Origin of the sequence: Janthinobacterium sp. SUN137, from assembly GCF_030587265.1 — a bacterium.
Classification (GTDB): Bacteria; Pseudomonadota; Gammaproteobacteria; order Burkholderiales; family Burkholderiaceae_D; genus Janthinobacterium; species Janthinobacterium kumbetense.
Map to the genome: position 1 here is coordinate 155040 of NZ_JAPWHZ010000005.1, position 14141 is coordinate 169180.

A 14141-nucleotide genomic window follows, 5' to 3' on the forward strand; every position below is an offset into this window, starting at 1 on the left:
CGCGGCGCGGACGCGCGCTGGTGGAACGGAGGGATGGCAAAAGCGAATCATTATACGCACGGCGCACGGCGCCGCAAGCGCCAGCCCGGTGGTACTTTCCTTATGCCAATATTTTATTGGTTATTTGGCATTTTTGTAGGTATATTAAGGTGCGCCCGGCGATCCTGGGCGCAGCCGACTGCATTTAAAAATCAACAATAAGAAGTCACTGTGGGAGTCACGCATGGAAAGTCGTAGCACAACGCGCCGGGGGCCGCCAAGTCCCCGCGGCACGCGCCGCAGCATTGGTTTTTTCCCCATCTCGGGCAAGCTCAAAGCCCTTTCCATCACCGCCATGCTGCTGGCCGGCCTTGCTTTGCAGGCCGACCTGTTCGCCCAGCCGGGTCAAGGCAAGCCGGCCGGCGCGCCCGCGCCGCTGGCGCCGTCCGCCGACGGCATCGCCCTGGCGTCGCCGCATGCGTCGGCCGTCAGCACGCCCAGCGCCAGCAATGCCTGGGGCGGTGCGCGCACAGGCGCGCAAGCGACCCTGTCGGACCGCGTCGTCGATTACCAGATCGAAGCGACGCTCGATCCCGTCAAGCACACGATCGACGGCCAGCAGAAACTGCGCTGGCGCAACCGCAGCGCGCAAGCCGTCAGCAGCGTGTACCTGCACCTGTACCTGAATGCCTTCGAAGGCGAACATTCGACCTTCTTCACCGAAAAGCGCAAGCTCGACACGGGTTTCCGCTCGGGCGTCGACACGCGCGACGGCGAGTGGGGCTACATCGAACTGCGCAGCATGACGCAGAACGGCGCCAAGGCGCCCTGGCATTTCGTCCAGCCGGACAACGGCCCGGCCACCGACCGCACGGTCGTGCGCGTCGACTTGCCGCAGGCCGTCGCGCCGGGCGCCGAGACGACGCTCGACATCCGCTTCTTCGACCAGCTGCCGCGCGTCATCGCGCGCACCGGCTATTTCGGCAGCTTCCACCTGGTGGGCCAGTGGTTCCCCAAGATCGCCGTGCTGGAACTGCCCGGCGAACGGGGCGCCACCGCGCCGCGCTGGAACGCGCATGAATTCCACCTCAATTCGGAGTTCTACGCCGATTTCGGCAACTACGACGTGAAGCTGACCGTGCCCAAGGAGTACACGGTGGGCGCCACGGGCGAACTGCAGGCCGCGCCGCAGGAAAAGAACGGCATGCTCACGCATCACTATGTGCAGGGCGACGTGCACGATTTCGCCTGGACGGCAGACAAGCGCAGCGCGCAGCCGTTGACGGGCAGCTGGAGCGGCCCGGGCAGCCCGCCGGTGGCCATCAAGGTGCTGTACCCGCCCGAATACGCGTCGAACGCGGCGCCCGCGCTGCAGGCGGCGAAGGATTCGCTCACGTATTTCTCGCGCACCCTGGGCCCGTATCCGTACAAGACCCTGACGGTGGTGATTCCGCCGTTTAACGCGGCCGAAGCGGGCGGCATGGAATACCCGACCTTCATCACGGCCTCGAGCTACGCCAACCTGCAGCCGAAGACCATCCCCGAATTCGGCCTCGATTTCGTCACCATCCATGAATTCGGTCATGGCTATTTCTATGGCATCCTGGCGTCGAACGAGTTCGAGGAACCCCTCCTCGACGAAGGCTTGAACGAATACTGGGATCAGCGCATGCTGCGCGCGCGCGGCCAGGACATCCACGCCACCACGCCCCTGCTCAAGCGCCTGGGCTTCGATCCCGTCTTCAAGGTCTTCGAATTCGAGCGCATGGCCGCCCCGCGCCAGGATGCGGCCGACCCGCTGGGCCAGAACGCGTGGAACCGCCTGCAGGGCGTGGGCCCCGTCTACAGCCGCACGGCCATCACCATGCGCGACCTGGAGGCGCGCATCGGCAGCGAAGCCATGGAACGGGGCTTCAAGGCCTATTACGAACAGTGGAAATTCCGCCACCCGAGCGTGGCCGACCTGCGCGAAACGCTGGCCGAGGCGACGGGCCAGCGCCGCATCGTGGAACAGGTCTTCGCGCAGCAGGTCTATGCCAGCGCGAATATCGACGACCGCATCGGCACCTTCACCAGCGAAGAGCAGACGCCGCTGGCCGGCATGGCGGTGGTGAACGGCAAGCGCGTGGAACATACGGCCGAAGCGCTGGAAAAAGAGGAGAAAAAGGTACGCGAGGCGTGGGACAAGGCGCATCCGGACGCCAAGCCCGGCACGGGCCCGTATCCTTATCTCACCAGCGTGGTCTTGCGCCGCCGCGGCGCGCCCGTGCCGCAGGTGCTGCTGGTGAAATTCGCCGACGGCAGCTCCGAACGCGTGGTGTGGGATAACGAGCAGCTGTGGCAGCGCTACACCTGGAGCAAGCCCGTGAAGGCCGTCTCGGCCGAACTCGATCCCGACCGCGTGCACTACCTCGACGTCAACAAGCTCGATGACAGCCGCACCCTGAAAGCCGACACCTCGGCCGCGCGGCGCTGGAGCTTCGACCTTGCCGCCGTCTTCCAATACCTCCTTTCCCTGATTGCCACCGTATGAGCGCCACTTCCACGACACGGGCCAGCGGCCTGACCCTGACCACGCGCGCCGGCCGCGCCGCCCTGCAATGGCGCTTGCTGCTGCTGTGGGCGGGCCTGCTGCTGATCCCCGCCATCCTTGCCGTCATACCCCTCTGGCGCACCTTGAGCGCCAGCCTCGATAACGCCGTGCATGCGGCGGCCCTGGCGCACAAGCTCGACCTGATGACCCTGGCCGACCTGGTGGCCAACACGGGACGCAACGGCGCCGCCATCAGCCAGGCCGCCATCACCGGCGTCGTGCTGGCCCTGCTGCTGTCGCCGCTGCTGAGCGGCCTGGTGGTGACGGCCGCGCGCGCGCCTGCGCCACCCGGCTTCGGCCCCCTGCTGACGGGTGCCTTCAGCGAATACGGCCGCATGCTGCGCATGTTGCTGTGGAGCATCGTGCCGCTGGGCGTGGCGCTGGCGATCGGCGCCGGCGCGCTGAAACTGGCCGACAAGCACGCGGCAAAGGCCATCCTGGAAGCCGATGCCGACCTGGCCCGCCACCTGGCCTTGCTGCTCACGGGCTTGCTGTTCCTGCTGGCCTGCGCCACGCTCGACGCCGGCCGCGCGGCGCTGGCCGTCGACCGCCGCCGCACGTCGGCCGTCAAGGCCTGGTGGCGGGGACTGGGCATGCTGCGCCGGCGTCCGCTGGCCAGCCTGGCCATCTACCTCGTCATCACCTTGCTGGGACTGGCGCTGTATGCGCTGCTGGGCGTGGCGCGCCTGAACCTGGCCGCGCCCGGCCCGCTGGCCATCGTGGCCGGCTTGCTGGTGACGCAGCTGGCGGCGCTGGTGCTGGCGTGGATGCGCAGCGCGCGCCTGTTCGCCTTGATCGACGTCAAGCGCTCGCTCGCGTAATCACGCCCCCAGGCGCCCTTCATCGGCCAGGAAGTCGATGAAGGTGCGCACTTTCGACGACAGGTAGCGGCGGCTCGTGTACACGGCGTACACCTTGCCGCCCGCCAGCTTGAAATCGTCGAAGAGGCGCACCAGCCGCCCCGCCGCCAGGTCCGCATCCGTCTGCCACGACGGCAACAGCGCGATGCCCATGCCGTCGAGCGCGGCCGCGTGCAGCAGGCTTTCGTTATTGCATTGCAGGACGGGCGAAAACTTCACCGTCTCGCGCCTCTGTACCCCGTCGAAGGCCAGTTCATTGCCGTTCGCCAACAAGGAATAGCTGATCATGGCGTGCTGCGCCAGGTCTTGCGGCAGGTGCGGGTGGCCCGCGCGCGCCAGATAAGAGGGCGCGGCCACCAGGTGGAATTCGATGCTGCCGATGGGCCGCGCGATCAGGGTCGGCGATGGGGCCTGGCTCACGCGCAGGGCCAGGTCGAAGCCCTCTTCCACCAGGTTCACCACACGGCCGCTGAGGTCGATGTCGAAGGTCACTTCCGGAAAGCGCTCGCGGTAGGCGGCCAGGGTGCGCGTAAAGATGGCGTTGGCGAACCAGACGGGCGCGCTCAGGCGCAGCATGCCGCGCGGCACCACCGTCGTGCGGCCGACGGTGGCTTCCACCTCGTCGAGATTGTCGAGCATGTCGCGGCACTGTTCGAAATACACCTTGCCGATTTCCGTCAGGCTCAGGTGGCGGCTGCTGCGGTTCAGCAGGCGCGCGCCCAGGTGGCGCTCCAGGTGCATCACATGCTTGCTGACCATGGCCGGCGACAGGTCCAGGCGCTCGCTGGCGCGCACAAAACTGTCCAGCTCCACCACGGCGCGAAACACGCGCATGCTGCGCAAGGTATCCATGACGACCCAATCATCAACAAAATGGAAATGATATATCAATAATAGCGATCTTGATCAACTGACTGCGCATGACTATCATGGTTCCATCGTTAGCCATTCCCACCAGGAGCCGCCATGCAAGAGCACACCTTCCCCACCTACTTCCTGTCGCACGGCGGCGGCCCGTGGCCGTTCATGAAAGACCAGTTCGGCGGCCGCTACGACGTGCTGGAAGCGTCGCTGCAGGCTATCCCGCGCCAGGTCGGCGCGCGTCCCAAGGCCGTGCTGGTCGTCACGGCGCACTGGGAAGGGCCGCAATTTCTCGTTTCGGCCAGCCCCCGTCCGGGCATGATCTACGATTATTCGGGCTTTCCGCCGCATACGTACCAGATCCAGTACCCGGCACCGGGCGCGCCGGAACTGGCGGCGCAGGTGAAACAGTTGCTCGACGCGGCTGGCCATCCGGCGCGCCTGGACCACGAGCGGGGTTTCGACCACGGCACCTTCAGCGCCCTGTTCCCCATCTACCCGCAGGCGGACATGCCGCTGGTGCAGCTGTCGCTGAAACACGGCTACGACCCGCTCACGCACGTCGAGGTGGGCCGCGCGCTGGCCAGCCTGCGCCGCCAGGGCGTGCTGATACTCGGTAGCGGCCTCAGTTATCACAACCTGCGCCAGTTCGGCCAGGCGGGCGCCGTCGCCTCGCACCAGTTCGACGCCTGGCTGCGCCAGGCCATGGCCTTGCCGCCGCAGCAGCGTCTGGAACAATTGCTGGCCTGGGACCAGGCGCCGGGCGCGCGCCAGGCCCATCCGCAGGAAGACCATCTGCTGCCGCTGATGGTGGCGCTGGGCGCGGCCGAGCAGGAAGCGGCGCACGTCGTGTACCACGAGGAGGATTTCTTTGGCGCGCTGGCCGTCACCAGCTTCAAATTCGGCTAATCGGCCAGCGCATGAAAAAAGCGCCGCGACATTGCTGTCGCGGCGCTTTTTGCATGATGAAGCGGTAACTTACGTGCCGCGCTTGCCGCGCGCCGCATTCCTGGCCTTCTCGGCCGCGATTTCCGCCGCCTTGGCCGCTTTTTCCGCCATCTCGGCCGCGTGCTGGGCCAGCAGGGCCGCGCGCGTGTCCGGCGTTTCCAGCGAAATGCGTCCCAGGATGCCGCTGCGGTAGTCGAGCAGCAGGGTATGCGAGGCTTTCTCGAAATCGTAGTCGCCGCCCTTGATGCGGAAGCCGCGCTTGGCGGCGATGCCCTCGACCACGCCGATGGCGTCGACTTCATCGACCTTGGTGCCGTAGCGGGCCGCCAGCAAGTCCGGGTAGCGCTTGAGCAATTCCTCGGCCAGGAACACGGCCACTTCCTCTTCGATCAGCGCGTTCGAGCCGATGGCATGGCTGGCCGCCAGCATCAGGCCGTCGCTGGGGATGGCGATCTTCGGCCACAGCATGCCGGGCGTATCGACCAAAATCGTGTTCTTGTCCAGGTACAACTTTTGCTGCATCTTGGTGACGGCCGGCTCGTCGCCCACCTTGGCCACGCGCTTTTTCAGCAGCGCGTTCATCAGGGTCGACTTGCCCACGTTGGGGATGCCCATGATCATGATGCGCAGCGGCTTCGTCGGCACGCCGCGGTGCGGCGCCAGCGATTTCGCCAGTTCCGGGATGCGCGCCACGTCGCCCGGCTTCTTGGTCGTCATCGCATATGCCGTCACGCCTTCCTGGGCATTGAAATAGGCCACCCAGGCGGCGGTGGCGGCAGGATCGGCCAGGTCGGTCTTGTTGAGGATTTTCAGGCAAGGGCGCTGGCGGAACAGGCGCAACTCGTCCACCATGGGATTGCAGCTGGCTGCCGGCAGGCGCGCGTCCACCACTTCAATCACCAGATCGGTGTTTTCCATGGTCTCGGCCGCTTTCTTGCGGGCCGCGTTCATGTGTCCTGGGTACCATTGTATCGCCATGCTCTTGCTTTCAAAATCGTTCGGTCAATCCGCTATTTTACGTGGTTGCCGCCACGACGTCCCATTTTCCGCCGCCAACGCCAGCCGTGCGACACGAACGAGACAATTGGTGATAATTTGGCAGTTACATGAATGATAAGATTCGCAGTCCGTCCAGCCTGGACGGTTTCCCATCGCAAGCTTAACCTGGCACGCAATCCATGCACTTTCCCCGCTTTTGCCTCCTCGCCTCCCTTTATGCCAGCCTGCTGCCCGCCATGGCCCAGGAACAAGCGGCGGCGCCGGGCGACGCGGCAAGCCAGGAAATGCAGCAGATTGTCGACGTGCAAAGCACGCGCGATCCCGACCTGCGCCCCTACCGCACCATGCTCAAGGGACTCGATGCGTATGCCGACCACCAGCGCCTGGCGCCGGGCGCGCCGCTGCGCTTCATGCTGATTCCCGCCACGCCGCAGGCCAGGCTCGATGGCGTGACACTGCACCTGTCCGCCGACAACCTGTCGATCCCCGTGCCGCTGGCGGCGGACGGCGGCTTCACCTTGTCGCGCGACAAGACTGCCTACGATGCGAATGCCGACCTGGTCAGCAACAAGAAGCGCGACACCCTGCGCTGGCGCGCCGACATCCATACGCCGGGCCTGCCCCAGAACGTGCGCCGCCTGGGCGACTTGCGCCTGGAATGCGAAATCCGCTGGGCCGTCGAGCAGGATGAGTTGTCCTTTGTCCGGCGCAACCTGTTCCGCCTGGCAGGCGGGCCGTGCCACTCGTCGCTGATCCACGTGCCGTTTCCCGTGGTGCGCAAGCTGCTTGCCGTGCAGGCGCGCTCGGGCGAGCGCACGCTGGACATCCGCGTCACGCAAGACCGGCAACGCTTCGTGCCGCCGCTGCATGACCTGAACTGGGACGACAATACCCTGCTGACCCTGACCTACGCCGACGACGGAAAAATGGCGGGAGCCGCCCCGGCAGCGCCCTCGCAGGCAGCACAGCACCAGTAAGGCGCCGCCCGCGCAGCCAGGTCAAATATTTCCACATGGATTCTTATATTTACTGAAAGAAATAAAGAAGTATGTTCTAATATCGCCTCTTAAATGAAAAGCAATTATTTTCCAGGCTGGCTAGCGCCGGGTGCAGGGAGATAGGCGATAGGGATGGCTCGATATGGTGATGGAACACACTGGCAAGGCGCCAGCGGCACACGTGGAATGCGAACGTGGCAGCGCGCGCCCGGCCAAGGCGGCGGCCAAGCGCGTGCCGCGCAATGGCAGCCTGTTGCAGTGGAAGAAGGAATGCCGGCAATTGCAGGGGCAAGTGGCGCAGCTGGAAGAGCGCCTGAAGCGCCAGAGCGCCGACAGCTATGGCTTGCAAGTGCTGTATGACCAATTGGTCAATGAAATCAAGCACCACCGCGACATGTTGCAGCTCAACAGTTTTGACGCGGATAAATCATCGCTCGTCTACACGCAAGCCTGGCGCCGCTTCATGGCTGGCGACGCGCTCGACTACCAGACGCACCGCCACACGAATTCCCGCAGCCGCCCCAGCCTGCTGTAGTTCAAGCTCCCCCTTACAGCTCCGCCAGCGCCTTCACGTGCGCGGCCACGCTGCGGCCCAGCGACGACAGGTTGTAGCCCCCTTCGAGGCAGCTGACGATGCGGCCCTTGCCATACTGATTGGCCACGGCCATCATTTGCTGCGTCATCCACGTGTAGTCGGCTTCCACCAGGCCCATGCCGCCCACGTCGTCTTCGCGGTGGGCGTCGAAACCGGCGGAAATGAAAATCATCTGCGGCTGCTGCCGGTGCAGCGCGGGCAGCCAGTGGTCGAGCACCAGCTGGCGCACGGCGTCGCCTTTCGATCGGGCCGGCACGGGCACGTTGACGCGCGTGTCCGTGTACGATTCCACGTCGCTGTACGGATAGAACGGGTGCTGGAAAAAGCTGACCATCAGGATGCGCGGATCGTGCGCCACGGATTCGGCCGTGCCATTTCCATGATGTACGTCAAAGTCGACGATGGCGACCCGTTCGAGCCCGCGCACGTCGAGCGCATGCTTGGCGGCGATGGCGACGTTATTGAACAGGCAAAAACCCATGGGCTCGCTGGGCCGCGCATGGTGGCCGGGCGGGCGGATCGCGCAAAAGGCGTTGCTGATCTCGCCGTCGATGACGGCGTCCGTGGCTGCCACGGCCGAGCCAGCGGCGGCCAGCGCCGCGTCGTAGCTGTGCGCGTTGAGCAGGGTGTCGCCGTCGAGCGGGTAATAGTCGCCTGCGGGCGGCACGTTGTCGCGCACGAGGCCGATGGCCGTGGCGCTGTGGTTGCGCTCGATATCGGACAATTGCGCGCGCACGCCGTCGCGGTGCTCGACCAGGTCGCTGATGTGCGCCAGGATCAATTGATCGTTGATGGCCTGCAAGCGGGCCGGCGATTCGGGATGCCAGTCGCCCATTTCGTGGCGCTGGCAATCGGGATGGGTATAAATGGCTGTGCTCATGCGCTGTACTGGTTACCTCTGTCTCTGCTCTCTATCCATACCGGGAACGCATGCCGGAATCACTGCAGAGCATTCCTGCCTGCCTGGCCCGTTCTCGCATAAAATCACTGGCTGGTCTGTGCCGCCCTTGCCGCCTTTGCTGTCACGCTAATCTACCACGAGCGCGCAAGCGGCGGGCGGCGCGGTTTGACCTGGCCAAAGCGATTGTAAATTAAATAATCCGTCTTACTGTGATAGAAATAGCATGTTTTCGAAAATACACCAGGCCGCACAGCAGATCGGCGAAGTTCTCGTCGGCAAACAGTTACAGATCCGCCAGACCCTCGCCTGCGTGCTGGCCGGCGGCCACCTGCTGATCGAGGACGTGCCCGGCGTGGGCAAGACGACCCTGGCGCATGCGCTGGCCATCTCGCTGGGCCTGCAATGGAAGCGCCAGCAATTTACCAGCGACCTGCTGCCCGCCGACGTGGCCGGCATGAGCGTGTATGACCGGGGCAGTGGCAGTTTCATCTTTCATCCAGGCCCCCTGTTTACCCAGGTGCTGCTGGCCGACGAGATCAACCGCGCCACGCCAAAGACGCAATCGGGCTTGCTGGAAGCGATGGAAGAGCGGCAAGTGACGCTCGATGGCGTCACGCGCGCGCTGCCGCAGCCGTTTTTCGTCATCGCCACGCAAAACTGCGCGCACCAGCTGGGCACCTTCCCCCTGCCCGAATCGCAGCTCGACCGTTTTCTCATGTGCGTCACCCTGGGCTACCCCGATGCGGCCGCCGAACGGGAGCTGCTGCTGGGCGCCGACCGCCGCGCCATGCTGCAAACCTTGCCGGCCGTCATGAACGCGGAAGAATTGCTGCAGGCGCAAGCAGGCCTGCGCGCCATCCACGCCTCACCTGCCGTCGTCGACTACGTGCTGTCCCTCGTGCATGCCACCCGCGTGCCGGGCGTGTTTGCCGATGGCCTGAGCCCGCGCGCCGCGCTGGCCTTGCTGCAGGCGGCGCGCGCCTGGGCCGCCCTGGCCGGACGCGACCACGTCACGCCCGACGATGTGCAAGCCGTACTCATTCCCGTCTGCGCCCACCGCCTGCACGCCGCGCAAGGGGTCACGGACAGCCGCATGCTGCTGCAGCAATTGCTGCTGGCGACACCCGTCTGACAGCCGTGCGCCTGCGCACCATCCGCTGGCTGCCGGCGCGCCCCTGGCTGGGCGCGCAGCGCGTGCACATCCGTCCCTCGCGCGCGGGCCTGGCCTTTGCCGCGCTGCTGCTGGCGCTGTGGATCGCCGCCGTCAACTACCGCCTGGGCCTGGGCTACGCGCTGACCTGTTTCGCGGCCGCCTGCGCCATCGCCGACATGCTGTTTGCCAGCCGTAACCTGGCGGGCCTGGCGTTGGCCGCCACGCCGGACAATCCCGTGTTCGCGGGCAGCCAAGCCACGTTCACCTTGCGCCTGATCAACCGCAGCACGCGTCCGCGCCATGCGATCCACCTGGCCATGCGCGATTCGGCGGCGGCGCCCGGCCCGGTCGACATCGCCGCCCACGGGGAAACGGCCGTCACCATCGTCGTTGCGGCGCGGCAACGTGGATGGGTGATTGCCCCGCCGGTGCGCCTGTCCGGCAGTTTCCCGCTGGGCCTGTTTATCGCCTGGTGCCATTGGCAGCCCGAGGCGCGCGTGCTCGTGTATCCGCAGCCCGAGCACAACGCGCCGCCGCTGCCCTTGCCGGCCGGCACAGTACAGCAGACACGGCAGAAAGCACGGCCACGCACGTCCGATGGCGCCCTGGAACTGGCAGTGGAACTGGCGGGCGTGCGCGCCTACCAAGCGGGCGACCCGCTGCGGCGCCTGGCCTGGCGCCAGATCGCCCGCCATGACGGCGAGCATTTATTCAGCAAGCAATTCCAGCCAGCCGCCGACGCGCCAACGGGAGACGCCCCTGACAGCATCGCGCTCGAGCACGCCGCCCTGCACGCGCTGGCGCCGGAAGCGCGATTGTCGCGCCTGGCCGCCTGGGTGCTGCAGGCGGAACGCACGGGCCTGCCATACGGCTTGCGCCTGGGCACGCTGACCATGGCGCCGGCCCTGGGCGCCCACCAGCGCGACGCCTGCCTGCGCGCGCTGGCCCTGCACGATTTGCCACAGGACGAGGCCATGCCATGAGGCAATGGCTAGCCAACTTGCCGCGCGACAAGGCCGACATCCTGCTGCTGTTGCTGGCCGCCGCCATGGTGCTGGCGCCGCACGCGCTGCACCTGCCTGTGTGGCTGTCGGCCGCCGCCGCCGCGCCCCTGCTGTGGCGCGCCTTCATCACCGTGCGGGGCCGGCGCCAGCCGCGGCTGGCCGTGCTCGCGCCGCTGGCCTTGCTCGGCATCGCCGCCGTCTATGTCAGCTACGGCACTGTGCTGGGACGCGATGCGGGCGTAGCCATGCTGGCCTTGCTGCTGGCCTTGAAATCGCTGGAAATGCATGGCCGGCGCGACATCTTCGTGTTTGTCTTCCTCAGTTTTTTCCTCCTGCTGGCAAACTTCTTTCATGCGCAAGGCATCGTCAGCGCCGCCTGGATGCTGGCTACCGTCATCGTCCTGCTGGCCGGCCTGCTGTCATCCCAGTATGGCGCCGTGCAACCACGGCTGGCGCACAGGCTGGGCTTGCTGGGGCGCATGCTGGCGCTGGCCCTCCCCCTGTCAGCCGTGATGTTTCTTGCCGTGCCACGCGTCGACGGCCCCCTGTGGGGCGCGGCACCAGAAGGCACGCAGGCGCGCACGGGCTTGTCTGACAGCATGCAGCCTGGCGCCATCGCTTCGCTGGCCCTGTCAAGCGAACCCGTCCTCACAGCCCGTTTCAGCACGCCGCTCCCGCCGCAAGACCAGCTGTATTGGCGCGGCGTGGTGCTGGGCGACTTCGACGGCGCCACCTGGACGCGCAGGGGCGCCGGCCAGCGCACGCCTGCCAGCGACAGCCGGATAGACATCGCCCTGGAAGGCCAGCCCAGCCAGTACGAAGTGACGTTGCAAGCGAGCGGCCAGCGGCGCATCTTCGCGCTCGACGTGCCGCGCAGCATCGAACGCTTGCCCGGCAATCCGTACGTCGTGTCGTCCGCGCTGGAAGTGCTGACCATACAGCCCATTACTTCGACCGTACGTTACCGCGTCAGTTCCCAGCCCCGCTACCGCTTGCAGGCCAGCCTGACTTTTGCCCAACAGCAGCCCTGGCTGGCATTGCCTGCCGGCAGCAATCCGCGCAGCGTGGCCTGGGCCCGCGCATTGCGCGGCCATGGCGCGCAGGCGCTGGCGCCCGCCGACGCCATCACCGCCGTGCTCGAACACTTCCGCCGCGCACCCTTCCGCTACACCCTGCAGCCGCCGCTGCTGGGCAAGCATGGCGTCGACGACTTCCTGTTTGCCACGCAAGCGGGCTTTTGCGAACATTACGCGGGCAGCTTTGTCGTGCTGATGCGCTCCATGGGCATTCCCGCGCGCGTCGTCACCGGTTACCAGGGCGGCCTGCATGGCGCGACGGACAACAGCCTGAGCGTGCGCCAGTCCGACGCCCATGCGTGGAGCGAAGTGTGGCTGGCGGGCCAAGGCTGGGTGCGCGTCGATCCCACCAGCGCCGTCGCGCCCCTGCGCACGGAGCGCAACCTCGATGCCGCCCTGCCGCCGGCCCCGTCGCCGCTGACGGCATGGCGCGCCTTGGCCGGCCTCGACGGCGGCGCGCACGCAGCGCTTGCCGCGTGGCGCCAGCAATGGCAGCAAGCCGAGCAAGCTTGGAGCAGCTGGGTGCTCGACACCACGCCGCAACGCCGGCGCGCCATGCTCGATGGCTTGAAAAACGTGCCGGCAAAGAAGCTGGCAGTCGCTTGCGCCGTGCTGGCCCTGCTGTCAGCCTTGGCCGGCGCACTGGTCTGGTGGCGGCAGGCGCGACAAGGCGATCCGCTCGACGCCCTGTACGCGCAGTTTTGCCAGCGGCAGGCGCGGCGCGGCTACAGCCGTGCGCCGCATGAAGGCCCGCACGGTTATGCTGCCAGATTGGCCGCAGGCAAGGCCACACAAGAAGCGCACGCCGCCATCGCACAGTTTCTGGCAATCTATGCCGCGATGAAGTATGGTAATGCCAACCCAGACGAACAACTCCGCGCGCGGCGCAGCTTGCGCCGCCTGTTAACCCAATGCCGATGAGACGCTCCTTGTTACCGATCAAAACCTCCGCCCTGTCCCTGCTCCTCTCCCTTCCCCTGTGCCTGTCCACCGCGCACGCTGGCGAAAACAGCAATATTTCCGACGCCGACCGCGCCCGCGCCGTGCGCGCGGCCAAGGCCCAGCCCGTCAAGAAGGTTGCCGGCAAGCCGGCGGCGAAGAAAGCACCGGCGAAATTCGACTTCGAGGGCGAATTTGTCGACTATGCCAACTGGAAAGAAGTACGCGCCTTCCTCGACGACATGTCCGCCAAGCATGGTTTTAACCGCGCCGAACTCGATACCCTGATCGGCAAGGTGCGCTATGTCGAATCGACCGTGCAACTGATGAAGCCGGCCCCGCCGGGCAAGCCGAAGAACTGGCAAGCGTACAGCGCCCGCTTCATCGAGCCGGTGCGCATCAATGCGGGCGTGAAATTCTGGGAAGAAAACGCGGAAGCGCTGGCGCGCGCCGAACGCGAGTATGGCGTGCCGGCCGAAATCATCGTCGGCATCATCGGCGTGGAAACGGTGTACGGACGCAACACGGGCCGCTTCCGCGTGCTCGACGCGCTGACCACCCTGGCGTTTTCCTATCCGGAAAGCCCGACCCGCGCCGCGCGCATGGAGTTTTTCAAGGGAGAACTGGAAAACGCGCTGCTGTATGCGCGCAAGGATGGCATCGATCCCTTGACCCTGCTCGGCTCGTATGCAGGCGCCATCGGCTTGCCCCAGTTCATGCCTAGCAGCATCATGAAATATGCGGTGGACTTCGATGGCGATAGTCACATCGACCTGCGCAATTCCACGGCCGACGCCATCGGCAGCGTCGCGCATTTCCTCGTCGAGCACGGCTGGCGGCGCGACGATCCCGTCATCAGCACCTATCCCGTCACCGTCTCTGCCAGCCGCGCCTGGGAAAAATTCATCGGCCAGGGCTTGCAAGCCAAGTACCGGCTGGCGGAATTGCAGGAGGCCGGCGTGAGCGCCGCCCCGTCCACGCCGCAAAACATGTTGTTCGGCCTGATCGATCTGCAAAATGGTTCAGAAGCAACTGAGTATCACTTGGCAACCAATAACTTCTTTGCTATAACTCAGTACAACAGAAGTTATTTTTATGCCATGTCAGTGATCGACTTGGGCAAGGCCATCAGTCAAGTGCGCGCACGCTAACTGAAAGTCGGTGTAAAGTTATAATATTACTTGTAAGAAAGCGTAAGGGATGTTGAAGCGACCAGAAAACAAGTCTATGGTAGG

General features: G+C 65.7%; 12 protein-coding genes. 9 read left to right on the forward strand and 3 right to left on the reverse strand.

Annotated features, from left to right (window positions below):
• Positions 1-223: 223 nt before the first annotated feature.
• The gene (locus tag O3298_RS24720) at positions 224-2512 is read left to right on the forward strand and encodes a M1 family metallopeptidase (protein WP_305060772.1); all 2289 of its coding nucleotides are present in this window, start codon (positions 224-226) and stop codon (positions 2510-2512) included.
• Positions 2509-3393 carry a hypothetical protein gene (locus tag O3298_RS24725; protein WP_305060773.1) on the forward strand — a complete coding sequence of 295 codons (885 nt, stop codon included), beginning with the start codon at positions 2509-2511 and terminating at the stop codon, positions 3391-3393. The genes O3298_RS24720 and O3298_RS24725 overlap by 4 nt, the downstream gene beginning before the upstream one ends.
• On the opposite strand, the gene O3298_RS24730 is transcribed toward O3298_RS24725, so the two are convergent.
• The gene (locus tag O3298_RS24730; protein WP_305060774.1) at positions 3394-4284 is read right to left on the reverse strand and encodes a LysR family transcriptional regulator; all 891 of its coding nucleotides are present in this window, start codon (positions 4282-4284) and stop codon (positions 3394-3396) included.
• 114 nt (positions 4285-4398) lie between these two features.
• Between O3298_RS24730 and O3298_RS24735 the strand changes: the two genes are divergently transcribed.
• Positions 4399-5202, forward strand: a complete 804-nt coding sequence (locus O3298_RS24735) for a class III extradiol ring-cleavage dioxygenase (protein WP_305060775.1) — start codon at positions 4399-4401, stop codon at positions 5200-5202.
• 69 nt (positions 5203-5271) lie between these two features.
• On the opposite strand, the gene ylqF is transcribed toward O3298_RS24735, so the two are convergent.
• Positions 5272-6192, reverse strand: coding sequence for a ribosome biogenesis GTPase YlqF (ylqF, locus tag O3298_RS24740; protein WP_071324898.1), 921 nt, complete (start codon positions 6190-6192; stop codon positions 5272-5274).
• A gap of 227 nt (positions 6193-6419) precedes the next feature.
• Between ylqF and O3298_RS24745 the strand changes: the two genes are divergently transcribed.
• Positions 6420-7217, forward strand: a complete 798-nt coding sequence (locus O3298_RS24745) for a hypothetical protein (RefSeq protein ID WP_305060776.1) — start codon at positions 6420-6422, stop codon at positions 7215-7217.
• A gap of 169 nt (positions 7218-7386) precedes the next feature.
• Positions 7387-7773 carry a hypothetical protein gene (locus O3298_RS24750; RefSeq protein ID WP_305054437.1) on the forward strand — a complete coding sequence of 129 codons (387 nt, stop codon included), beginning with the start codon at positions 7387-7389 and terminating at the stop codon, positions 7771-7773.
• Positions 7774-7786: 13 nt separating this feature from the next.
• On the opposite strand, the gene O3298_RS24755 is transcribed toward O3298_RS24750, so the two are convergent.
• Positions 7787-8713, reverse strand: coding sequence for a histone deacetylase family protein (locus O3298_RS24755; RefSeq protein ID WP_289918318.1), 927 nt, complete (start codon positions 8711-8713; stop codon positions 7787-7789).
• Positions 8714-8957: 244 nt separating this feature from the next.
• Between O3298_RS24755 and O3298_RS24760 the strand changes: the two genes are divergently transcribed.
• The 4 genes from O3298_RS24760 to mltB are packed head-to-tail and all read left to right on the forward strand — an operon-like array spanning position 8958 to position 14057.
• On the forward strand, positions 8958-9866 hold the full coding sequence (locus tag O3298_RS24760) for a MoxR family ATPase (RefSeq protein ID WP_251349961.1): 909 nt from the start codon (positions 8958-8960) through the stop codon (positions 9864-9866).
• Between the two features lie 5 nt (positions 9867-9871).
• A complete protein-coding gene (locus O3298_RS24765; protein ID WP_305060777.1) occupies positions 9872-10870 on the forward strand; it encodes a DUF58 domain-containing protein in 999 nt (332 codons plus the stop codon).
• Complete coding sequence (locus tag O3298_RS24770; protein ID WP_305060778.1) at positions 10867-12888, forward strand: DUF3488 and transglutaminase-like domain-containing protein; 2022 nt, start codon at positions 10867-10869, stop codon at positions 12886-12888. The genes O3298_RS24765 and O3298_RS24770 overlap by 4 nt, the downstream gene beginning before the upstream one ends.
• The gene (gene mltB, locus O3298_RS24775; protein WP_369811629.1) at positions 12879-14057 is read left to right on the forward strand and encodes a lytic murein transglycosylase B; all 1179 of its coding nucleotides are present in this window, start codon (positions 12879-12881) and stop codon (positions 14055-14057) included. Before O3298_RS24770 ends, mltB begins: the two co-directional genes overlap by 10 nt.
• Positions 14058-14141 lie beyond the last annotated feature (84 nt).

Bases quoted from the DNA above. Each gene is read 5' to 3' on its own strand.
- O3298_RS24755 (WP_289918318.1), bottom strand. From the start codon at position 8,713: ATGAGCACAGCCATTTATACCCATCCCGATTGCCAGCGCCACGAAATG.
- O3298_RS24770 (WP_305060778.1), top strand. From the start codon at position 10,867: ATGAGGCAATGGCTAGCCAACTTGCCGCGCGACAAGGCCGACATCCTG.
- mltB (WP_369811629.1), top strand. From the start codon at position 12,879: ATGCCGATGAGACGCTCCTTGTTACCGATCAAAACCTCCGCCCTGTCC.
- O3298_RS24725 (WP_305060773.1), top strand. From the start codon at position 2,509: ATGAGCGCCACTTCCACGACACGGGCCAGCGGCCTGACCCTGACCACG.
- O3298_RS24720 (WP_305060772.1), top strand. From the start codon at position 224: ATGGAAAGTCGTAGCACAACGCGCCGGGGGCCGCCAAGTCCCCGCGGC.
- O3298_RS24745 (WP_305060776.1), top strand. From the start codon at position 6,420: ATGCACTTTCCCCGCTTTTGCCTCCTCGCCTCCCTTTATGCCAGCCTG.
- O3298_RS24760 (WP_251349961.1), top strand. From the start codon at position 8,958: ATGTTTTCGAAAATACACCAGGCCGCACAGCAGATCGGCGAAGTTCTC.
- O3298_RS24735 (WP_305060775.1), top strand. From the start codon at position 4,399: ATGCAAGAGCACACCTTCCCCACCTACTTCCTGTCGCACGGCGGCGGC.
- O3298_RS24730 (WP_305060774.1), bottom strand. From the start codon at position 4,284: ATGGATACCTTGCGCAGCATGCGCGTGTTTCGCGCCGTGGTGGAGCTG.
- O3298_RS24750 (WP_305054437.1), top strand. From the start codon at position 7,387: ATGGAACACACTGGCAAGGCGCCAGCGGCACACGTGGAATGCGAACGT.
- ylqF (WP_071324898.1), bottom strand. From the start codon at position 6,192: ATGAACGCGGCCCGCAAGAAAGCGGCCGAGACCATGGAAAACACCGAT.